This is a genomic window from Cellulosimicrobium sp. JZ28 (assembly GCF_015327065.1).
GTDB lineage: Bacteria > Actinomycetota > Actinomycetes > Actinomycetales > Cellulomonadaceae > Cellulosimicrobium > Cellulosimicrobium funkei.
In genome coordinates this window covers 49,185-71,033 of the sequence record NZ_CP017660.1, presented here as the reverse complement: position 1 = coordinate 71,033, position 21,849 = coordinate 49,185, and the positions used below count along the sequence as shown (strand labels likewise).

The 21,849-nt window shown below is 74.3% G+C and carries 19 protein-coding genes; 4 read left to right on the top strand and 15 right to left on the bottom strand.

Annotated features, from left to right (window positions below; translation table 11 throughout):
• Positions 1–40: 40 nt before the first annotated feature.
• From BJP59_RS00290 to clpB, 5 genes are all read right to left on the bottom strand, one after another.
• The gene (locus tag BJP59_RS00290; RefSeq protein WP_194521855.1) at positions 41–1,084 is read right to left on the bottom strand and encodes a peptidoglycan-binding protein; all 1,044 of its coding nucleotides are present in this window, start codon (positions 1,082–1,084) and stop codon (positions 41–43) included.
• A 50-nt stretch (positions 1,085–1,134) separates the two neighbouring features.
• On the bottom strand, positions 1,135–1,662 hold the full coding sequence (locus BJP59_RS00285) for a hypothetical protein (RefSeq protein WP_194521854.1): 528 nt from the start codon (positions 1,660–1,662) through the stop codon (positions 1,135–1,137).
• Positions 1,626–2,150: a hypothetical protein gene (locus BJP59_RS00280; protein WP_194521853.1), complete on the bottom strand. Its 525-nt coding sequence runs from the start codon at positions 2,148–2,150 to the stop codon at positions 1,626–1,628. The genes BJP59_RS00285 and BJP59_RS00280 overlap by 37 nt, the downstream gene beginning before the upstream one ends.
• Positions 2,151–2,175: 25 nt before the next feature.
• A complete protein-coding gene (locus BJP59_RS20100) occupies positions 2,176–2,301 on the bottom strand; it encodes a hypothetical protein (RefSeq protein ID WP_255541862.1) in 126 nt (41 codons plus the stop codon).
• 628 nt (positions 2,302–2,929) lie between these two features.
• Positions 2,930–5,551, bottom strand: coding sequence for an ATP-dependent chaperone ClpB (gene clpB, locus BJP59_RS00275; RefSeq protein ID WP_085386655.1), 2,622 nt, complete (start codon positions 5,549–5,551; stop codon positions 2,930–2,932).
• A gap of 295 nt (positions 5,552–5,846) precedes the next feature.
• On the opposite strand from clpB, the gene BJP59_RS00270 reads away from it, so the two are divergent.
• A complete protein-coding gene (locus BJP59_RS00270) occupies positions 5,847–7,316 on the top strand; it encodes an LppM family (lipo)protein (protein ID WP_194521852.1) in 1,470 nt (489 codons plus the stop codon).
• On the opposite strand, the gene BJP59_RS00265 is transcribed toward BJP59_RS00270, so the two are convergent.
• Entirely contained in the window at positions 7,300–8,631 is a 1,332-nt protein-coding gene (locus tag BJP59_RS00265; protein ID WP_194521851.1) for a 3-hydroxyisobutyryl-CoA hydrolase, read from the bottom strand. The two genes, BJP59_RS00270 and BJP59_RS00265, sit on opposite strands and share 17 nt — an antisense overlap.
• A 97-nt stretch (positions 8,632–8,728) precedes the next feature.
• On the opposite strand from BJP59_RS00265, the gene BJP59_RS00260 reads away from it, so the two are divergent.
• The 3 genes from BJP59_RS00260 to BJP59_RS00250 all read left to right on the top strand — a co-directional run bounded on the left by BJP59_RS00260 (position 8,729) and on the right by BJP59_RS00250 (position 11,951).
• Entirely contained in the window at positions 8,729–9,706 is a 978-nt protein-coding gene (locus BJP59_RS00260; RefSeq protein ID WP_194521850.1) for an alpha/beta hydrolase, read from the top strand.
• Between the two features lie 65 nt (positions 9,707–9,771).
• Positions 9,772–11,376 (top strand): AlkA N-terminal domain-containing protein, encoded by a 1,605-nt coding sequence (locus BJP59_RS00255; RefSeq protein ID WP_194521849.1) that lies wholly within the window; start codon positions 9,772–9,774, stop codon positions 11,374–11,376.
• Complete coding sequence (locus BJP59_RS00250) at positions 11,373–11,951, top strand: methylated-DNA--[protein]-cysteine S-methyltransferase (RefSeq protein ID WP_194521848.1); 579 nt, start codon at positions 11,373–11,375, stop codon at positions 11,949–11,951. The genes BJP59_RS00255 and BJP59_RS00250 overlap by 4 nt, the downstream gene beginning before the upstream one ends.
• A 27-nt stretch (positions 11,952–11,978) precedes the next feature.
• Here the strand turns inward: BJP59_RS00250 and BJP59_RS00245 are convergent, their stop codons facing one another.
• The 9 genes from BJP59_RS00245 to BJP59_RS00205 form a co-directional block, all read right to left on the bottom strand.
• Complete coding sequence (locus tag BJP59_RS00245) at positions 11,979–12,527, bottom strand: DoxX family membrane protein (RefSeq protein WP_194521847.1); 549 nt, start codon at positions 12,525–12,527, stop codon at positions 11,979–11,981.
• A gap of 132 nt (positions 12,528–12,659) precedes the next feature.
• Positions 12,660–13,685, bottom strand: coding sequence for a CAP domain-containing protein (locus BJP59_RS00240; RefSeq protein WP_194521846.1), 1,026 nt, complete (start codon positions 13,683–13,685; stop codon positions 12,660–12,662).
• An 84-nt stretch (positions 13,686–13,769) separates the two neighbouring features.
• Positions 13,770–14,762 (bottom strand): cation diffusion facilitator family transporter, encoded by a 993-nt coding sequence (locus BJP59_RS00235; protein WP_021483834.1) that lies wholly within the window; start codon positions 14,760–14,762, stop codon positions 13,770–13,772.
• Positions 14,763–14,889: 127 nt separating this feature from the next.
• Positions 14,890–15,393 carry a monovalent cation/H(+) antiporter subunit G gene (gene mnhG / locus BJP59_RS00230; protein WP_194521845.1) on the bottom strand — a complete coding sequence of 168 codons (504 nt, stop codon included), beginning with the start codon at positions 15,391–15,393 and terminating at the stop codon, positions 14,890–14,892.
• Positions 15,393–15,800, bottom strand: a complete 408-nt coding sequence (locus tag BJP59_RS00225; RefSeq protein WP_021482448.1) for a monovalent cation/H+ antiporter complex subunit F — start codon at positions 15,798–15,800, stop codon at positions 15,393–15,395. The genes mnhG and BJP59_RS00225 overlap by 1 nt, the downstream gene beginning before the upstream one ends.
• Positions 15,797–16,396 (bottom strand): Na+/H+ antiporter subunit E, encoded by a 600-nt coding sequence (locus tag BJP59_RS00220; protein ID WP_021482449.1) that lies wholly within the window; start codon positions 16,394–16,396, stop codon positions 15,797–15,799. Before BJP59_RS00220 ends, BJP59_RS00225 begins: the two co-directional genes overlap by 4 nt.
• Positions 16,393–18,021 carry a Na+/H+ antiporter subunit D gene (locus BJP59_RS00215; RefSeq protein WP_194521844.1) on the bottom strand — a complete coding sequence of 543 codons (1,629 nt, stop codon included), beginning with the start codon at positions 18,019–18,021 and terminating at the stop codon, positions 16,393–16,395. Before BJP59_RS00215 ends, BJP59_RS00220 begins: the two co-directional genes overlap by 4 nt.
• Positions 18,018–18,638 carry a Na(+)/H(+) antiporter subunit C gene (locus tag BJP59_RS00210; protein WP_128082744.1) on the bottom strand — a complete coding sequence of 207 codons (621 nt, stop codon included), beginning with the start codon at positions 18,636–18,638 and terminating at the stop codon, positions 18,018–18,020. Before BJP59_RS00210 ends, BJP59_RS00215 begins: the two co-directional genes overlap by 4 nt.
• Positions 18,635–21,694, bottom strand: a complete 3,060-nt coding sequence (locus BJP59_RS00205) for a Na+/H+ antiporter subunit A (RefSeq protein ID WP_194521843.1) — start codon at positions 21,692–21,694, stop codon at positions 18,635–18,637. The genes BJP59_RS00210 and BJP59_RS00205 overlap by 4 nt, the downstream gene beginning before the upstream one ends.
• Between the last annotated feature and the right edge of the window lie 155 nt (positions 21,695–21,849).

Below are 21,849 nucleotides of genomic sequence, written 5' to 3'. Positions count from 1 at the left end.
GCTCCTGTGTCTGAGCTCAGTCGGCCCGCTCTGCTCGGCCTCACGCGCACGATGACTGCCCCTGCGGCGTGAGGTCGACGACGGACGGCGCGGCGCCGTCGAACGTCACCAACGTCTGCCCCAGGGACGACGACACCACCGTCACCGGCCGGGGTTTACCGTCTCCCACCACACACCCCGAACTGCCCGACAGCGCGAACAACGCGCCCGGGGGCACCACTGCCACGTCCAGCGGCTCGGCCAGCACGTATTCCAGCGTCACCGGCTCCGAGCCCCCCGAACGCTGCCACGCCGCAAGCTCCGGGCCACGTTGCACCTCCTCCAGGAACGTCGGGTCCGTCACCACGCCGCCCTCGCCCACCGGTGCGGTCAGCTCTCCGTACTGCACCACCCGCGCGCCCGGGGCGCCGTCCCTGACCGAGTCAGCGAGCCGCAACGACGACAGCGCGCCCGCAACGGTCACGAACGGCTCGTCGCCCGCGACCGCGCCCAACGGCGCCCCGCACTCCTTCACCGCCACCGACGGCGCCGGCAACCACAGCACGGACGCCGCCGGAAGGTCACCCGACGGCTTCGCGACTCCCGCATCCTTGAACAGGCGCGTCACCGCCGTCTTCGTCGCGTTCCCGTACTCCGCGTCCGCACGAACAGGGAACCCGATCCGCGCAAGCTCGGCCTGGAGCGCATGCACGTCGTCGCCCTTCGCGCCCGGGGCGAGGTCGCGCCACAGCGGGACCGACGTCGCCAGCGCCAGCACCGGCCGGTCGTCGATCGTCGCGGGGCTCGACCCCGACTCGATCACCCCGCCCGGCACGCACGACGACGCCGTCACCCGCCCCGAGTCCGACAACGGCAGCGGCGCCTCCTGCGCGACCTGCGGCGTCACCTTGACGCGCCGGACGTCGTCGAACACCTGCGACGACACCGGCGCCGTAGCCACCGCCTCCGGTGACCGTACGGCCTGTGGGACACGATCCGGCGCCAGTACCACACCTGCGGCCACGCCACCCGCAAGAAGCGTCACCACGCCCAGCATGATCGTGGCCACCGCGACCCCGGGCCCGTCACTCTTGCTCACCGTCATCACCCCTGCATTTCTTCGAACCCAGGCACTCCGAGAGGTTCCTGCCTGGATCAGTCTTTCGCGAGATCGACGACCAGCGAGCGGTCGCGGTCCATCACCACGACGACGGGACCACGCGAGCCGACCGAGCGATCGGCAAGGTCCACGACCTTCCCGAGAGCTTCATCGGGCGTCGGCTCGACAATGCACTCCGGTTCCGAGTCGGCGTCGAAGACGTAGGTCCATCCGCGTTCCGGCTCGCCCCCGCACGAGCCGACAAACTCATAGACAACGAACACGGGCCTCCCCAAGGCCTGCCCCCACTCGCGGGAGAAACCGATCGGGACATCGTTGAGCGACTCGTCGAGCACCCGATCTCGGACGACCCCGTCAGAGGCAAAACCCTCGGGCAGATCGACCGTCCCAGCTTCTGCGGCGTCCTCGAGCTCACGGCTCTCCTCGGGCGTCAGGGGAGGAACCGCCGGACGAGCCGTGCACGCGCCCCCGGACGCGACGGCGCACGCGACGAGCAGCGATACCGCGGCACGGCGGGCACCTCTTCTCACGAATCCGGATTCCTCATGCAGCGCACTTCCCATGCGTCCGGCTCGAGCCCGTCGAAAGCCCCCTCATCGATCTCACGGACGACGTCGTCGGCGGAGTAGTCGGCCCCTCGCGCACCGTGCCGGACCATGCACTCTGCGACGGCGGTGGTCACGTCCTCGTCCTGAGGATTCCCGAGGACAGCCGCATAGAGAGGCTCGATGAGCGCTGTCGTCCCGGTCTCGCACTCTGCGAGGATCGAGTCCGCGCCTCGGGACTCCGCTTCGTCCTCGAACGGTCCGAGCCGATACCGGTCACCGAGAGCTTCCACCGGGACGCCACGGTCTTCCAAGCACGCGACGAGTCGGCTCCGAGCCTCGACCATCTCCGCGTCCGAGATGGTTCCGTCGCGCAGCACGCCCCGTTCGAAATCGGACGTCGATGCCTCGTATGCAGCATCGAACTCTGCTGCGTACGGGCCCTCCTGCCCGGCGTTCTGGGAACAGCCGGACAGGAGAGCAACCGCAGCGACGACGGTCGACAACCATCGTCCCGGCACCGTCATACGATCACGGCACCTTCCACCCGCTGGTTTGATTGCGGTCCCACACCTGGCCGTAGTTCGCGACTCTCCAGGACGACGGGTAACGACTCGTCTTGGACCATGTGTGCCAGTAGGCGATGTCCTGGAACACCCCACCGTTGGTGGTGCGATAGTCGAACCGCGCACGCGTCAGCCCACAGTTTCCACGAAAGGTCTCGGTGTATGTCGCCCAGTCGTAGATCTGAAAGTGGCAGCTGTTGATCCCGGGTGTCGCCGCAGCTGTGACAGGCACTGCCACGACTGCACCGATCACGAGGGCTGACGCCGCGATGGCTGAGACCAATCTTCGCTTCATCGCGATTTCCCCTGTCTTGCCGTCCCCCTGGGCGGCTGGCTCGAGGATTGCACACCAGTGCGCGCGCCACAAGACCTAAATCTGAGGTGCTAACAAAGAGCCGCCGGGGACGCGGACGGGCAGCGTTACCTGGGACGGCGCGACTCCCCGGGGGTCGCCTCTGGCAAGCCATGGACGTGACGCATCGTGACCGTGATGACGGATCGGTGCGCAGGTCCGCGTGAAAGCGATTCGAGGATCAGGATGCCTCACGGCGCCGGTCCGGGCGGGGCCACGGACGTCGTCCCGGGCACCCGGCCGCACCCGCTCCGCAAGGCTCGAGAGCGCGGCCCTTGCCGCAGGGCGGGCAGGGCACGACCCCGCCCCAGGCCACGTGCCAGCCGTTCGACGACGGCACGTGGCGCGGGGGCAGCCGAGCGGGATATCAGGCTGTGAGGATCTCCGTGCCGAGGGCGAGACCGTCGCCCTCGGGGTCGCGGTCGACCCGCACGACGTCGCCGTCGGCGACGTCGCCCGAGAGCAGCATCCGCGCGAGGCGGTCGCCGATCTCGCGCTGCACGAGGCGGCGCAGCGGGCGCGCCCCGTACGCCGGGTCGAAGCCCTCGAGCGCGAGCCACTCGCGGGCGGCCGTCGTCACGTCGAGCGTGATGCGCCGGTCCGCGAGGCGCCGGCCGAGCGCGGCGACCTGGATGTCGACGATCCGGCCGAGCTCCTCGATCGTCAGCGGCTCGAACACGATGACGTCGTCGAGCCGGTTGAGGAACTCGGGCTTGAAGGACGCCCGCACCGTGCTCATGACGGCCTCGCGCTTCTCCGCGTCGTCGAGCATCGGGTCCACGAGGAACTGCGAGCCGAGGTTCGACGTCAGCACGAGGATGACGTTGCGGAAGTCGACCGTGCGGCCCTGGCCGTCGGTGAGACGGCCGTCGTCGAGCACCTGCAGGAGGATGTCGAAGACCTCGGGGTGCGCCTTCTCGACCTCGTCGAGCAGCACGACCGAGTACGGCCGACGCCGGACGGCCTCGGTGAGCTGGCCGCCCTCCTCGTAGCCGACGTACCCCGGGGGCGCGCCGACGAGCCGGGCGACCGAGTGCTTCTCGGAGTACTCGGACATGTCGATGCGCACCATGGCGCGCTCGTCGTCGAAGAGGAAGTCGGCGAGCGACTTCGCGAGCTCCGTCTTGCCGACGCCCGTGGGGCCGAGGAAGAGGAACGAGCCCGTGGGGCGGTCCGGGTCGGCGACGCCCGCGCGCGAGCGGCGGACGGCGTCGGACACCGAGCGGACGGCGGCCTGCTGGCCGATCAGGCGCTCCCCGATGACCTCCTCCATGTGCAGGAGCTTCTCGCTCTCGCCCTGGAGCATGCGGCCGGCGGGGATGCCCGTCCACGCGGACACGACCTCCGCGATCTCGTCGGCGCCGACCTTGTCCGCGATCATCGGCGCTGCCTCGGGGCCGGACGCGGCGAACGCGTCGTCGGCCTGCTCGGCCGCCTCGGCCTCGTCGAGCTCGCGCTGCACCTGCGGGATCTCGCCGTACTGCAGGCGGCCCGCGGTCTCGAGGTCGCCCTCGCGGATCGCGCGCTCGACCTGGACGCGCAGCTCGTCGAGCTTCGCGCGCAGGTCGCCGACGCGGTTGTGGCCCGCCTTCTCGGCCTCCCACCGCGCGGTGAGGGCCGCGAGCTCCTCGCGACGGTCCGCGAGGTCGGCGCGCAGCTTCTCGAGGCGTTCGAGCGACGCGGGGTCGGTCGACTCGGACAGCACGACCTCCTCCATCTCGAGGCGCGTGACGGCGCGCTGCAGCTCGTCGATCTCGATCGGCGAGGAGTCGAGCTCCATGCGCAGGCGCGACGCCGCCTCGTCGACGAGGTCGATCGCCTTGTCCGGGAGCTGGCGCCCGGTGATGTACCGGTCGGAGAGCGACGCCGCCGCGACGAGCGCGGAGTCGGCGATCGTCACCTTGTGGTGGGCCTCGTACCGCTCCTTGAGCCCGCGCAGGATCGCGACCGTGTCCTCCACCGAGGGCTCGCCGACGAACACCTGCTGGAACCGGCGCTCGAGCGCCGGGTCCTTCTCGATGTACTCGCGGTACTCGTCGAGCGTGGTCGCGCCGACGAGGCGCAGCTCGCCGCGCGCGAGCATGGGCTTGAGCATGTTGCCCGCGTCCATGGCGCCCTCGCCGCCCGCGCCCGCCCCGACGACCGTGTGCAGCTCGTCGATGAACGTGACGACCTCGCCGTCGGAGGACTTGATCTCCTCCAGGACGGCCTTGAGGCGCTCCTCGAACTCGCCGCGGTACTTCGCGCCCGCGACCATGCTCGCGAGGTCGAGCGACACGAGGCGCTTGCCCTGGAGCGAGGTCGGGACGTCGCCCGCGACGATGCGCTGGGCGAGGCCCTCGACGACGGCGGTCTTGCCGACGCCCGGCTCGCCGATGAGCACCGGGTTGTTCTTGGTGCGGCGGCTGAGCACCTGCACGACGCGCCGGATCTCGGAGTCGCGCCCGATGACGGGGTCGAGCTTGCCCTCGGCGGCGCGCGCCGTGAGGTCGGTCCCGTACTGCTCGAGCGCCTTGTAGGTGCCCTCGGGGTTGGGGCTCGTCACGCGCGCGCTCCCGCGGACGGCGGGCAGCGCGGAGCGCAGGGCCTCGGCGGTCGCGCCGGCCTGCTGGAGGATCGTCGCGGCCTGCGACGACCCGGCGGCGATGCCGAGGAGCAGGTGCTCCGTCGAGACGTACTCGTCGCCGAGCGCCTGGGCCTCCTTCGCGGCGGCGTCGAGCGCCGCGGACGTGGCGCGCGACGGCGTCGGCTGCGCGACGGCCGAGCCGCTCGCGGTGGGCAGCGCGACGAGCGCCGCGCGCACCTTCTGCCCGACGGCCTGCTTGTCGGCGCCGACGGCGTCCAGGAGCCCGACGGCGACGCCGCCCTCCTGTGTGAGCAGCGCGGCCAGGAGGTGGGTCGGCTCGAGCTGGGGGTTGCCGGCGGCCGACGCGGTCTGGATCGCCTCGCCGATCGCCTGCTGCGACATCGTGGTGAACTTCGTTTCCATAGGTGCTCCGTGTGCTGCTCGAAAAGATGGTCTGACCAGTGGAACGACTCCTAAGTTGAGTGTATTCCGCTCAACTTCGATCGGCACCCCCGTGCGGCCTCTCCTCGCTCGCCCGCGTCCCCGGAGCGGATGAAGTCCGGCCGCATTCCGTCTCAAAACGGCATCGACCCTCGCCCCGGGCGACGATCCGCGACATGCTGGGCGGGTGAACTCCTCACCCTTGCGCAGACGACTCGGCCTCGGTGCCCTCCTCGCCACCCTCGCACTGTTCCTCACGGGGTGCATGAGGATGGACATGGCCATCACCCTCAACGAGGACGACACGTTCGACGGCAGCGTCGTCATGGCGTTCTCGGACGAGGTCGCCGAGTCGATGGGCTCGGACCCCCAGGAGCTCTGGGACCAGATGGGCTCCGAGATGGAGTCCGAGATGCCGGAGGGCGCGACGCAGGAGCCGTACGCGCAGGACGGCTACACCGGCACCAAGATCACCTACGCCGACCAGCCGATCGCGCAGCTCGACACCGGCGCCGCCGACTCGATCTCCGTCACCCGCGAGGGCGACGAGTACGTCGTGAGCGGCTCGATGGACATGACGGGCGAGGAGTTCAACCCAGACACGGGTGACGCGGCGACCGACGAGATGTCGCGGCAGATGATGGAGGGTCTCGACATCAAGATCGCCATCACGTTCCCCGGCGAGGTGGCCGAGTCCAACGGCGAGGTCGACGGCAACACCGTGACGTGGACCCCGGTGGTCGGCGAGGTCAACGAGATGACGGCGCGCGGCTCGGCCGTGCCCGGCGGCTCCGCGGGCTCGGGCTCGGGCTCCGACGAGGGCACGGACGAGGGGACCGACGACGGCGCGACCGCGCCCGACACCGACAGCTCCGACGGGTCCGGCTCGTCGGCGTGGATCTGGTTCCTGGTCGGCGGCCTCGTGCTGCTCGGCATCATCGGCCTCGTGCTGTGGCTCGTGCTCCGCTCGAAGCCCGGCACGCAGGACGGCCAGGGCACGGGCTTCCCGCAGGGCGGGTACCCCGGCCAGCCCGGACAGCAGGGCGTCTACGGCGCGCCGGGTCAGTACCCGGGCCAGCCCGGCCAGCAGGGTCAGTACCCCGGTCAGCCCGGCCAGCACCCCGGCCAGCAGGGCCAGTACCCCGGGCAGGGCCAGCAGGGCCAGTACCCGGGCCAGTACGGCCAGCCCGGCGCGCACCCCGGCCAGCAGGGTCAGTACCCCGGTCAGCCCGGCCAGCACCCCGGCCAGCAGGGTCAGTACCCCGGCCAGCCCGGCCAGTACCCCGGCCAGCAGGGCCAGCACCCGGGCCAGCCCGGCCAGCCGCAGGGCTACGGGACGCCGTCCGGTCCGGGCCAGCAGGGTGGCCCGTACGGCGGCCAGCCGCCGGCGCCGCCGCAGCAGGGTGGCTACCCGGGCGCCGCGCCGTTCGCGCCCCCCGGCGCGCCGCACCCCCAGTCGTCCCCGACGACGCCGCTGCCCGCCCAGCCGCCCGTCCCCCGGGCGCGACCCAGCCGCTGCCGCCGCACCAGCCGCCGGCACCGACCCAGCCGCTCCCGCCGCAGCCGGGCCCCGCGGGCCAGGACGGCCCGGGCGCGCAGGCCGGTCCCGACGACGAGATCGACGACGCGACGCGCCTGCGCCCGCCGACCGACTGAGCGGTCCGCACCCCGCACGACACGACGGCCCGCCCCGGGAGACCGGGGCGGGCCGTCGCGCGTCCGGGGGCCGCTCAGGACTCGACGGTGACCTCGACGACGTCGCCGACGGCGTCGAGCCGCACCGCGGGCCAGTAGCCGTCGAGGAAGTGCTCGCCGCACGTGTCGGCGAGGTGCACGACGGCGGTCCCGTCCTCGTGCCGCTCCACGAGCTCGACGACGAGGTCGTCGTGCGCCGCGGCGAGCTCGTCGGGCGTCGGCTCCCCCTCGCTGAAGCGGCGCACGACGGCCTCGACCGCGCGGCGCGCGAGCCGCGGGCCGAGGGCGTCGTCCCACAGCGCCTCCGCGGGCACGTAGGCGAGCGCCTCGGCGCCGAGAGCGGGGTCGACCTCCGCGAGCGTCGCGGGGCGCCACGACGGGTCGCGGTCCTTGTCGACCACCTGCGCGCGGATCCCCTCGACGAGGTCGGGCTGCGTGTCGACGAACCAGCAGACGAGCCCGTACTCCTGGGCGAGCGCTGCCCGGAGGTCGGGCAGGTCGCGCGCGCTGCGGACGGCCGCGAGCGCGACGGTGACCGCCGTGGGCGACAGCCGGTCGAGCTCGTCCGCCTCGGCGCCCGCACGCTCGTCGCCGTCCGCGGCGGCCGCGCGCAGGCGGGCCACGATCTCCGGCACCGTGTCCGCGGCGTACGCGGCGTCGATCGCGGCGCGGCGCGCGACGAGCCCGGACACCGGCGCCGGGAGGGCGTGCCGCCGCACGACGTCGCGCACGGCCTCGACGTCGAGCGGGTCGACGCCCGCGCTCGCGAGCGCGGCGAGGTCCGCGCCGAGCACGGGCAGCCGCTCGCTCGGCACGTAGTGGTCGGCGAGCCCGGCGTGGATCGCGTCGGCGGCGTCCGTCGTCACCGCACCGAGCGCGAGCATCTCCCCCAGCCGCCCGGGCGCGCGGGCGAGGAGCCACGACCCGCCGACGTCGGGCGTGAAGCCGATCCGCGTCTCGGGCATCGCGACGCGCGAGCGCTCGGTGACGACGCGGACCGGCGCGTGGGCCGCGAGGCCGACGCCGCCGCCCATGGTGATGCCGTCCATGATCGTCACGACGGGCACGGGCAGCTCCGCGAGCGCCGCGTCGACCGCGTACTCGCGCCGGAAGTACCGGCGCGCGTCGGCCTGCCGCCCGGCGACGACCGACGCGTGGAGCTCGCGGATGTCACCGCCCGCGCACAGGCCGCGGTCGCCCGCGCCGTCGAGCAGCACGAGCCGCACGGTCGGGTCGACGCGCCACTCGTCCAGCACGTCGGCGATCTCGCCGAGCATCGTGTACCCGAGCGCGTTGAGCGCGCGGGGCCGGTCCAGGGTGAGGTGCCCGACGCCGTCGTCGACGCGGGCGAGGATCTCGCTCGTCATCCGCGTCACGCTACCGCCCGTCGGCGGCCGCGAGCACGCAGGACGTGGGACCCTGGCACGGCAGACGGGTCGGGCCGGCGGCAGCGAGGAGGCGGCGGTGGACGAGGCGACGCGGACGGACGGGCCCTGGCGGCCCGACGTGCTGGGCGGGGACTGGGTCGCGCGCGACCTCGACCTCCCGGACGGCGCGGTGGCGACCCTGGTGCGGCGCGACGCCGCGGCGCCCGCGGGCGACCGGCCCGCGGTGCTGTACGTGCACGGGTTCATCGACTACTTCTTCCAGACGCACGTCGCGGAGGCGGTCGAGGCGCGCGGGTACCGGTTCTACGCCGTCGACCTGCGCGGCTACGGGCGCTCGATCGGCCGCGGCTCGGGCGCGCCGTCGCGGCCCGACGACGACCCGAACTTCGTCACCGACCTCGCCGTCTACGCGCAGGACCTCGACGCGGCGGCGCGCGCGGTGCGCGCCGAGGGGCACGACCGGCTCGTGGTGCTCGGGCACTCGACCGGCGGTCTCCTCGCGAGCCTGTGGGCCGACGCGCGGCCCGGCCGGCTCGCGGCGCTCGTGCTCAACAGCCCGTGGTTCGACCTCAACAAGCCGTGGGTGTTCCGCGGCCCGGTGACGTGGGTGGTCGACGTCGTCGGGCGGGTCGCGCCGCGGCTCGTCGTGGGCGCGCTCGACCCGCACTGGGCGGAGGCGCTGCACGCGAGCACGGGCGGCGAGTGGGACTTCGACCTCGCGTGGAAGCCGATCGAGGGGTTCCCGGTGCGCGCCGGGTTCCTGCGCGCGGTGCGCCGGGGCCACGCCCGCGTCGCGCGCGGGCTGCACGTCGACTGCCCGGTGCTCGTGCTCGCGTCCGCGCGCAGCGGCCCGGCGTCGGGCTGGCACGACGCCCTGCTCACGACGGACAGCGTGCTCGACGTCGGGCACATCACGTCGCGCGCCGAGCGGCTGGGCGACGACGTCACGGTCGTCACGGTCGAGGGCGGCGCGCACGACCTCGCGCTCTCCCCCGAGCCCGCCCGGTCGACGTACCTGCGCGAGGTCCTCGACTGGCTCGACGCGCGGGTCTGACGGCGCCCACCGTCGTGTCCGAATCCCGCTAGCCAGGGCGTGCTCCGTCGGGTGAGGATCGAGTCATGACGACGACCCTCGCGACGCCCCCGGCGACCACGGACCCCGTGTTCGCCGAGCGCTACCGCGCCATCGCGTCGCGCGACCGCCGCTTCGACGGGCAGTTCATCACCGCCGTGAGCAGCACCGGCATCTACTGCCGGCCGTCGTGCCCGGCGCGGACCCCGAAGCCCGAGAACGTCACCTTCTACCTCACCTCGGCCGCCGCCCACGAGGCCGGCTACCGCGCGTGCAAGCGCTGCCTCCCGGAGGCGGTGCCGGGCACGCCGAGCTGGGACCTCGGGCACGACCTCTCGGCCCGGGCCATGCGGCTCGTCGCGGACGGCGTCGTGGACCGCGAGGGCGTCGACGGCCTCGCCGCCCGCCTCGGGTACTCGGCCCGGCACGTGCACCGCGTGCTCGTCGCGGAGCTCGGCGCCGGCCCGGTCGCGCTCGCCCGCGCGCTGCGCGCCCAGACGGCGCGGGCGCTGCTCACGGGGACGGACCTGCGGCTCGCCGACGTCGCGTTCGCCGCCGGTTTCGGGAGCGTGCGCCAGTTCAACGACACGATCACCGAGGTCTTCGACACGACGCCGGGCGAGCTGCGGCGTCGGGCCCGGCCCGACCGGGCGCCGTCGACCGGTGATCCGCGCCGCCCGCCCGCCGCCGCTCCCGCCGGGTCCACCGCGGACGACGGCGGCGCCACCGCCGCGCTCGACCTCACCCTCCCCCTGCGCGAGCCGTTCGACGCGCGCGGCGTGTTCGCGTTCCTCGCGGCGCGCGCCGTCGACGGCGTCGAGGTCGTCGACCTCGACGGCCCGCTGCTCTCCTACGCGCGGACGCTCGCGCTGCCGCACGGGCCGGGCGCGTTCCGGGCCACCTACGGGCCGCCGCCCGGGAGCCGACGGCGCGCGCCGCGCTTCCACGTGGAGCTCGAGCTGACGTCCGTGGCCGACCTGCCGGCCGCGATCGCACGCGTCCGGCGGCTGTTCGACCTCGACGCCGACCCGGCGGCCGTGGACGCGGCCCTCGCGGCGGACCTCGCGCTCGCCGCCTCGGTGCGCGCGGTGCCGGGCATCCGCGTCCCGGGAGCGGTGGACCCTGCCGAGATCCTCGTGCGCGCGCTCGTCGGGCAGCAGATCTCGGTCGCGGCCGCGCGGACGCACCTGTCGCGGCTCACCGTCGCGCTCGGGACGCCCTTCGCGTCGCGGTTCGGCCCGACACGCCTGTTCCCGACCCCCGCGCAGCTCGCCGCCGGGGGCGCGGACCACCTGCGCGGCCCCGCCCGGCGCACGGCCGCGGTGCTCGGCGTCGCGCACGCCCTCGCCGACGGGTCGCTCGCCCTCTCCCCGGCCGACGACCCCGCGGCCCAGCGCGCGGCGCTCGAGGCGATGCCCGGCGTCGGGCCGTGGACCTCCGGGTACGTGGCGATGCGCGTGCTGCACGACCCCGACGTCCTGCTCGACGGCGACCTCGCGCTCCGCGCCGGTGCCGCCGCGCTCGGCCTGCCCGACGACCGCCGCGCGCTCGCCGCCCGCGCCGAGCGCTGGGCGCCGTGGCGCTCGTACGCCGCGATGCACCTGTGGCGCGCCTCCGCGCCTGCCCCGACCCCTGCGAAGGAGACCCCGTGACCACCGCACCCGCTCCGACCACCACCACGACGGCAGGCACGAGCCCGGCCGTCACCACGACGCTCACCACGCCCGACGGCCCGTTCACGGTCGTCGTCGACGCCGGCGGCGCGGTCCTCGCGTCCGGCTGGACGGACGAGCCCGCGGACCTCGTCGCGCTCGTGCACCCCGGCCTGCGCCCGGCGACGGTCTCCCCCGTGCCCGACGACGACCCCGCCGTCGCGACCACCGTCGCCGCCGTCCGGGCCTACTACGCGGGCGACGTGCGCGCGATCGACGCCGTGCCGGTGCGGCAGGCCTCGGGCCCCTACCGCGCGCACGCGTGGGACGTGCTGCGCACGGTCGAGCCCGGCGACCCGGTGACCTACACCCGGTACGCCGAGCTGTCGGGGCGGCCCGCCGCCGTGCGCGCCGCCGCGGGCGCCTGCGCGATGAACGCGGCGGCCCTGTTCGTGCCCTGCCACCGCGTGCTGCGCACGGACGGCAGCCTCGGCGGCTTCCGCTACGGACTGGACGTCAAGCGCAGCCTCCTCGACCGCGAGGCCCGGGCGACCGTCACGGCACCGGCGCGCTGAGCCCGCCGCGGACGGCCCGCCCCGGCATCACGCCGCCGGAGCGCGCGCCGGCTCCGCCGCCGCGAGCGTGAACCGGGCCCCGAGCGTCGCCGCCGCCACCACCCCGGCGGCGGCGACGAGCACGACGTCCTTGAGCACGTACTGACCCATGAGGGTCATGCCGTCGCCGAACAGGTCGCCTGGGAAGAGCGCGACCGGGGAGAGGACGCCGGCCAGCGTGACGGCGAGCACGCCGAGCCCGGCCCGCAGCGCGCGACCGGTGAGGAGCGCGAGCCCGACCGCCGTCTCGACGACCGCCGTGAGGACCACGGCGGCGGTGCCGTCGACGAGGCCGAAGGTCAGCGCCTCGACCGTGCGGCGCACGATCTGCTCCGCCGGGCTCGCGCCCGGGAAGAACTTGAGCACCCCGAAGACGAGGAAGACGAGGCCGAGGGCGACCCGCAGGGCCGGCACGGACCAGGCGGCGAGGCGCTCGCAGAGCCCCTCGCGGAGCCGCCGGGCAGCGGCGCGCCGCGGCTCCTCCGCGACGGGGGCGGCGGTGGACGGGGTCGGTGCGGCGGGTCCGGTGGGGGCCATTCTGAACTCCTCGTCGAGCAGTAGCGTTCCACTTTCCGGCGATAAGATAGCGGACCTGCGATATTCACCGCGCGTGGGCCTTTCCCGCGAGACGCGGGACGGGCGGTGCGCCGCCGAAGAGAGGGGCGGGGATCAGCCCCAGCCGAAGACCTGCGTCCAGGCCCCGTTCGCGTGCCCGACGCCGATCTCCCGCAGGCCGCAGTCGAGGATGTTCGCGCGGTGGCCCGGCGAGTCCATCCACCCGCGCACCACGTCCTGGGCGGTCCGGTAGCCCTTCGCCACGTTCTCGGCGCCCGGGTTCGGGTAGCCCTGCGCGTGCGCCCGGTCCCACGGCGAGCGGCCGTCGAGGCTCGTGTGGTCCATGTACCCCTGCGCGTCCATGTCCTCGCTGTGGAGCTGCGCCGCGGCGGTGAGCCGCTCGTCGACGGCGAGCGGCTCGCACCCGGCGGCGGCCCGCTCCGCGTTCGTCAGCTCGACGACCGCAGCACCCTCCGCCGTGATTGCCGCCGGACCGGCTCCGCCGGGCGCCGCCGCCCCGGCGGCCGAGGCGGTCCCGGCAGCCGGCGCGGCGCCGTCGGCCGTTCCGGTGCCGGGCGTCGGGCCCGACGCGGTCGCGCCGTCCGGGCCGGCCGGGTCCGCCGCGCCCTCGGCGGGCGGCACGTCCTCCGGCGTGGGCGTCGGCACCGGGTCGGCGGGAGGCTCCTCGGTCGCCGCGGGCGCGGGCGCGGTCGCCGCGGGCGGCGCGTCGTCGGCCCCGGGCGCACCGGGCGCCGTCGGGCCGTCCGCGGGGAGGTCGCCGCGCGCGTCGGCCAGGGTGCGCGACGCGCGGTCGTCGCGCGGGTCGCGCCCCGCGAGCCACTCCTGCGGCGCGCTCCCCTGCCACGGGAGCGCCGCGACGACGGGGCCGAGCGGGCCCACGTGCTCGGGCCGGATCTCGCCCGTCACCGTCGCGGCCGTGAGGCCCAGCGGAGGGCCGAGCAGCAGGGCGGCGGCGACGCCCGTCGTCACCGCGACGCGCGGACCGGACCGCAGGTGCCGGGCGAACGGGCCGCCGCGCCGTCGTGCGGGCGCGGCGGAGGACGCGGGCACAGGAGACGACTCGGGAGACGGCGCGGGCGCCGCCGCCGAGCGGTGCCGGGGCGTGCGCTGCGAGACCATCGCTCGACCCTACCCATGAGGACCGCGGATGTGTACCGCTTCGTCCGTTCTGCGCCCGTTCGACGGCGGGAGTCGGCCGCCAGGTCAGACGATCGACGGCTCCTCCGGGGCGGAGACCGTGAACACCGCGCCCGCGATGAGCGGCACGGACGTCACCCGGCGCTCGAGCTCGTCGAGCCGACGGGCGACGGACGTCTCGGACTCGTCGCCGCGCAGGTCCACGCTCGCCACGAGGTACAGCGCGCGAGGCCCGACGTACTCGAGCCGCAGGTACGTGACGCGCTCGACCTCCGGCAGGTCGCGGATGCCCGCGAGCACCGCGGCGCGCGTCGCCGGCATCGCCGCCTCCCCCACGAGGAACCGCCGGTTGCGGTCGATGAGCACGACGGACACCACCGCGAGGACGAGGCCGACGACGATCGACCCGACGGCGTCGGGCACGGGCGACCCGGTGAGCTGGTGGGCCAGGACGCCCCCGAACGCGACCACGAGGCCGATCAGCGCGGCGGCGTCCTCCGCGAACACCGCGCGCAGCGTCGGGTCCGACGTGACGAGCACGTGGTGCAGGGTGTCGCGGTCCGCGGCCTGCGCCTCGGCGCGCGCCTGCCGCCGGGCGCGCAGGAACGACACGCCCTCGAGCACGAACGCCAGGGCGAGGACCGCGTAGGCGACCACGAAGTCGTCCGCCGGCTGCGGGTGCACCAGCTCCTGGATGCCGTGCGTGATCGACACCCCCGCGCCGACCGCGAACAGCCCGATCGCCGCGAACATCGACCACACGTACGCCTCGCGGCCGAACCCGAGGGGGTGCTCGGTGTCCGCCGGGCGGCGCGAGCGCCGGTCGGCGACGAGGAGGAAGATCTCGTTGCCCGTGTCCGCCCACGAGTGGACGGCCTCCGCGAGCATCGACGCCGAGCCGGTCACCGTCGCGGCGACCGTCTTCGCGCCCGCGATGAGCGCGTTCGCGAGGAATGCGACGATCACCGTGACGGTGCTGTCGCCGCCACCCTCCGGTCGCGCGACGCGCGGGTTGCGCGACTCCGGCTGCGGCGGGGCGGGCGTGGGGGCGTCGGGCATGCTGCCGGTCTACCAGCCGCGTGCACGACCCGCGCGCGGAGGCCGGACGCTCACGCGTCGAGCACGCACGGGCCGGGCGCGCACGGCCCGGACGCCAGGTCCGGCACCGTGCGTGCGCGCGGCGGCGTCAGCGCGCCGGGCCCTCCGCGTCGGCGGGGCGACCCGCGTCGTCGGGCCCGGGGTCGCCCGTGTCGGCGAGCTCGACGCCGCCGGTGGCACCCGGCTCGCCGTGCCGGTCCGCGTCGTCGTGCTCGCCCGTGTCCTCGCGCTCCGCCGCCTCCTGGTCGCGCGTGAGCTCGTCGACGACGAGCAGGTCCGTGCGGACCTTGCCCGTGCGGTAGCCCGCGCGGCCGACCATGTGCGCCGCGACGGGCGACGTGAGGAGCTGGAACACGACGACGAGGAACAGCGTCGCGACGGCGCCCCACGAGCGCAGCCGCAGGCTCAGGCCGGCGAGCACGAGGATCAGCCCGAGCACCTGGGGCTTGGTCGCCGCGTGCATGCGCGCCAGCAGGTCGGGGAACCGCACGACGCCCACGCCCGCGGCGAACGCGAGGAACGCGCCGCACAGGAGGAAGACCGCGGACACGACGTCGGCGACCGTGTCCCACAGGCCGGTGGTCGGGTCCATCAGCGCACCTCCCCGTCGGGCGCGCCGCCGTGGTGCTCGGCGTCGACCGCCGAGTCCCGGTCGGACTCCTCCGCCTCGCGGCGGGCGGCGTCCTCGGCGGCGATCTCCTCGGCCGTGCGGATGCGGCCCTCGTCCTCGGGCTCGACCGACGCGAACCGCGCGATCGTCACCGAGCCCACGAACCCGACGAGCGAGAGCACGACGAGGATCGGGATGGTGTCCGTGCGCCGGGAGAACGCGGCCTCGAGCGCGATCGCCCCGACGAGCGTCGTCGTGAAGACGTCGAGCGCGATCGTCCGGTCGAGCATCGACGGCCCGCGCTCGGCGCGCGCGACGGCGAAGGTGGCCCCCGCGGCGAGCAGCACGGCGCTCACCACGACGATCACGAGGTAGACGGTGTCGCTCATGCCTCGGCCACCTCTCGCGCGGACGGGACGTCGTACAGGCCGGCGGCCCGCAGCTCGTCGTTCGACGCGAACGCGTGCAGCACGCGCGCCTCGAGCGCGAGCGTGTCCTCGCGGACCTTCTCCACGCCGCCCGCGGTCTCGACGTCGAGCACGTGCAGGTAGAGCATCCCGGTGAGGCGGTGCGCCTCGACGACGATCGAGCCGGGCACGAGCGACGACAGCTCGGCCGTGATGGTCAGGTAGATGTCGGACGGGTTCCGCAGCCGCACGCCCACCACCGCGCCGCGCGGCGTGTGCCGCGGGTTCAGCGCGAGGAGGCTCACCTGGAACGACGCGACGACGAGGTCGGAGACGAAACGCCCGACGAGCACGAGGAACGGCCACGGCCGGAACTTCCCGCGCGCCGCGATCGACGGCAGCGGGAAGAACGTGATGACGGCGAACCCGATGAGGACGCCCGCGAGCACGTTGCCCACGGACAGGTCGCCCCAGAGCATGACCCAGACGATCGTCAGCCACAGGACGGTGCGCCACTGCGTGGTGACGCGGGCGAACCAGCCGGAGGCGAGCGCGCGGCGGCGGCGGTGCAGGCTCATCCGTCCGCACCTCCGCCCGTGCCGGCCGGTTCGGTGCCGGCGGGTTCAGTGCCGGCGGGTTCCGTGCCGTCGCTCTCACCCGTCGCGACCTCGTTCGACTCGCCCTGGCCGCGGTCGGAGTCGCCGGGGAACACGGCGTCGACGTACGTGTGGCCGTCGAGCAGCGTCGCGGCGGCGCGCTCGGTGTACGAGTAGAGCGGGCCCGCGACCACGGTGAGCGCGAGGCCGAACGCGACGAGCGCCGTCGCCGGGCCGACCATGCCGCGCGGCAGGCGCGCGTCCGCGGGGATCTCGACGGGCGCCGTCTGCCAGAAGGCCTTGTTCCACGCCTTGACGATCGCGTACAGCGTGAGCAGCGACGTCACGACCGACCCCACGACGAGCGCCCACGTGAGCGGCGTGCCCTGCGCGACGCCCTCCTCGAGGAGGCCGACCTTGCCGAGGAAGCCCGACAGCGGCGGGATGCCCGCGAGGTTCATCGCCGGGATGAAGAACAGGATGGCCAGCCCGGGCGCGAGCTTGGCGAGCCCGCCGAGGCGGTCGAGCGACGTCGACCCGCCGCGGCGTTCCACGAGGCCGACGACGAGGAACAGCGTCGTCTGCACCGTGATGTGGTGCACCACGTAGAAGATCGCGGCCGCCATGCCCGGCTCGGACGCGAGCGCGATGCCGAAGATCATGTAGCCGATGTGGCTCACGAGCGTGAACGACAGCAGTCGCTTGATGTCGTTCTGCGCGACGGCGCCGAGGATGCCGACGACCATGGTCAGCAGCGCGAGCCACATGAGGACGTCGTCGACGACGCTGTCCTCGGGGAAGAGCAGCGTCTGCGTGCGGATGATCGCGTAGACGCCCACCTTGGTGAGCAGGCCCGCGAAGACCGCGGTGACGGGGGCGGGCGCCGTCGGGTAGGAGTCGGGCAGCCACGCGGACAGGGGGAAGATCGCCGCCTTGATGCCGAACGCGAGCAGCAGCAGGAGCTGGATCGCGAGCGCCGTGCCCGGGTCGATCTCCGCGTACCGCTCCGAGAGCTGGGCGAGGTTGACCGTGCCGGTCGCGGCGTAGGTGAGCGCGATCGCGACGAGGAAGACGATCGAGGAGAGCAGCGCCACGACCACGTAGATCGACCCGGCGCGGATGCGCTCGCCCGTGCCGCCGAGCGTGAGGAGCACGTAGCTCGCGGCGAGGAAGATCTCGAACCCGACGTAGAGGTTGAACAGGTCGCCCGAGAGGAACGCGTTGAACACGCCCGCCGCGAGCACCATGAACGTCGGGTGGTAGATGGCGACCGGCGCCTCCTCGTCGCCGTCCGCCACGCCCTGCGCGAGCGAGTACAGCAGGACGCACAGCATGACGAAGCTCGACACCACGAGCATGAGCGACGAGAGCCGGTCCGCGACGAGGTCGATCCCGACCGGCGCCGCCCAGCCGCCGACGTCGACGACGATCGGCCCCGAGTCGGCCGCGACCAGGAGGCCGACGGACGCCGCGAGGACGAGCGCGAGCGCGGCCACGGTGATGATGCGCTGGGCGCGCGGGTGGCGCCAGAGCGCGAGCGCGAGACCGGCCGCGACGAGCGGCAGGACGACGGGGAGCGGGACGAGGGCCGCAGCGGTGAGGCTCATCGCGGCTCCTTCCCGTCGGTCCGTCGGTCGTCAGGTCGTGCGTCGTCGTCCCGGGCGTCGGAGCCGCCGGTGCGGCCGTCCGTGGCGTCCCCGGCGTCCTGCCCGGCCGGGCCCGACGGCGGTTCCTCGCCGTCCGTGACGCCGTCGCCGTCGCCGTCGGTCTCGTCGCGGACCTGGGCGGCCTCGTCGTCCAGGGTGGCGCCGCTCTCCTCCGTGTCCGCGTCCTCGAACGCGGGCGCGTTGCGCGCGGCGTGCCGCGCGACGCGGCGGTCCTCGAGGTCGTCCTGCACCTCGTCGTGGCCGTGGAGCTGCCACGAGCGGTAGGCCATCGCGAGCACGAACGCCGTGATGCCGAGCGTGATGACGATGGCCGTGAGGACCATCGCCTGGACGAGCGGGTCGCTCATGTCCTCCTCGGGCGTCGTGCCGATGAGCGGCGCGCCCCCGGCGCGCCCGCCGGCGACGAGGAAGAGCAGGTTGGCGCCGTTCCCCATGAGGATGAACCCGAGCAGGACGCGCGTGAGGCTCCGCTCGAGGAGCAGGTAGACGCCCGCGGCGAACAGCACGCCGATCGCGAGGACGAGGACGACGCTGGGCGTCATGTCGATGACGTTCACCGGCGGCCACCTCCGATCGAGTCGGGCTCCATGGCCTCGAACGGCCCCGTGTCCTCGCCGGGCTCGCGGCCCGCGGCGGCGCGTTCCGCGTGCCGGTCGATCTCGGCGCCGAGCGTGCGCAGGATGTCGAGGACGAGACCCACGACGACGAGGAACACGCCGACGTCGAAGAACAGCGACGTCACGAGGTGGATCTCCCCGACGAGCGGGAGCGCGAGGTCGTAGGCCTCGCTGCCGAGCACGTTGCCGGTGAGCAGGAACGCGACGAGCCCCACGCCCGCGGACAGGAACAGGCCCGTCCCGAGGAGCAGACCGGGGTGGACGGGCGCGGCCTCGCCGAGCTCGTACCGCCCGCCCGCGAGGTAGCGCACGATGAGCGCGATGCCGACGACGAGCCCCGCCGCGAACCCGCCGCCCGGCGCGTTGTGGCCGGAGAACAGCAGGAAGAGCGCGAAGACGATCATGGCGTGGAACAGCACGCGCGTGACGACCTCGAAGATCACCGAGCGGCGTTGCGGCGCGAGGGTGCGCCCGGCGCTCAGCCACACGAGCATGCGCGGCTGGTCCTTCTCCGTGACCCCGCGGCGGCGCAGCGCGGCACCCGGGTCGTCGGTGTCGCTCCAGACGCCGGAGCCGGTGGCCGTGGTCGCGGGCCGGGCCCCCGACGCGCGCAGGATCTCGCCGCTGCGCGAGCGCAGGAACACGAGCGACGCGACGCCCGTCGCGGCGGCCAGGAGGACGGAGATCTCGCCCATCGTGTCCCACGCGCGGATGTCCACGAGGGTCACGTTGACGATGTTCTTGCCGTGCCCGAACTCGTAGGCCTCGGCCGGGAAGTCCACCGAGATGGGCGTCGCGACGCGCGCGAGCGGCGCGACGAGCGCGAAGCCCATCATGACGACGGCCACCGCGAGGCCGATCCCCAGGCGGACCCACCGGCTCGCCGCGAGCGGCCGGTTCGAGAAGTACGCGGGCAGGCGCCGCAGCACGAGCACCATGACGACGAGCGTGATCGTCTCGACGAGGACCTGCGTGAGCGCGAGGTCGGGCGCGCCGTGCAGGAGGAAGAGGACGGCGTTGCCGTAGCCCGCGATCCCGACGAGGATCACGGCCTTGAGCCGGCGGCGCGAGCGCGCGGCGAGCACCGAGGCGATACAGATCGCGGCGACGGCGACGAGCTGCGCGGGACGGTCCCATGCCCGGAGCTGCTCGGGCCACGCGGTCTGCGCGACCATGACGACGCCCGGGCCGAGCACGAGGACCACGAGGATCGCGCCGAGGTAGAACGGGAGCGAACCACGCTGCGTGACGGCCGTGACGTCGGCGGCCAGGTCGTCGAGCTTGCGCATGACCTTGCGGTACGTGACGTCGGCCTCGGGCCCCGTCCACAGCGACGCCTGGAACCGCTCGACGCGCGACCGCTGCCAGAACAGCACGACGCCGACCGCGAGCACGAGGACGGTCAGGGCGAGCGCGGGCGTGAAGCCGGCCCACAGGACGAGGTGCCCGGGCTCGCCGACGGGGTACGTGTCGGCGTAGGGGGCGAGGAGGTCCTCACCGAAGTGCGGCACGAGCGCCGTCGCGAGGCCGAGGACCGCGAGCACGACGGCCGGGCCCACGAGCAGGAACGGCTGGCGGTGGATGCGCGCCGGGTCGATCGGCGGCTCCTCGGCCTCGACGACCGGGCGGCGCGCGGCGCCGGCGCCCCACGCCTTCTCGTGCGCGTTGGCGCGCGCGGGCGACCGGCCGAGGTGCGGCTTGGACGCGAACGCGCCCCACCAGAAGCGCAGGCCGTACGCGACCGTGAACATCGAGCCGACGACGACCGACCACAGCACGACCGTGTCGACCCACACAGGCCCCTCGCCGTGCAGGAGCGACTCGAGCGCCGCCTCCTTCGCGACGTACCCGGCGAACGGCGGCAGCCCGATCATCGACGCGGTGGCGAGCCCGCCCGCGACCGCGGTCCACGGCAGGGCCTTGCCCACGCCCGTGAGGCGGCGCAGGTCGCGCGTGCCGGCCGCGGCGTCGACCACGCCGACGACGAGGAACAGCGAGGCCTTGAACATCGCGTGCGCGCCGATCATGGCGAGCCCGGCGAGCGCGGCGCCGCGCGTCCCGAGGCCCACGAGCAGGATGATGAGGCCGAGCTGGCTCACGGTGCCGAACGCGAGGACGAGCTTGAGGTCGTACTGCCGCAGCGCGCGGTAGCCGCCCACGAGCAGGGTGCCCGCGCCGAGCACGACGACGAGCGTGCGCCAGACCGTCGTGTCCGAGTAGGCGGGGGCGAAGCGCGCGACGAGGTAGACACCGGCCTTGACCATCGCGGCCGCGTGCAGGTACGCGCTCACCGGCGTGGGCGCCGCCATCGCGGCGGGCAGCCAGAAGTGCAGCGGGATGAGCGCGGACTTGCTCGCCGCGCCCACGAGGAGGCAGACGATCGCGGCGGTCACGGCGCCGCCCGTCGGGGGGTCCGCGATGATCTCGGACATGCGGAACGTCCCGCCCTGGACGCCGAGGATCACGACCCCCACGAGCATGGCGAGACCGCCCGCGGTGGTGAGGATGATCGCCTGCATGGCGGCACGACGGCTCGCCTTGCGGTCGGCGTAGTGGCCGATCAGCAGGTACGAGAAGACGGTCGTGAGCTCCCAGAACACGAACAGGAGCAGCATGTCGTCCGCGGTGACGAGCCCGACCATCGCCCCCGCGAACGCGGTGAGGACGCCGCCGAACCGCCGCAGGCCCTGCGCGGTGGGCGAGAAGTAGGCCGAGCAGTAGACGAGGACGAGGGCGCCCACGCCGCCGACGAGCAGCAGCATGAGCCACGACAGCGTGTCCATGCGGAAGGCGAGCTCGAGCCCCAGCCCGGGCACCCACTCGATGACCTGCGTCGGGTGCTCCCCCGACATCACGCGGTCGGTCCAGGCGAGCGCGTAGGCCGCCGCGGACGCCGGCGCGAGCGCCATGACGAGGAACGCCCGGCGGCCGAGGAACGAGACGAGTGCAGGCGCGCCCAGTGCCATCACGAGATGGGCAAGGAGCACGTAGAGCACGGGCCGCTCCGTCCGGGTCGGGGGCGGGTGGGCGAAGTTCTTGCTGGACTTGTCATCGCCGCGCCCGGGCGGGGGGAAGCCGCAGGGCACGACAGTTCACGGCGCCGACGAGGCCGGGCCGAGAACCATTTTACCGACTCCTCAGCCGTGCGGGG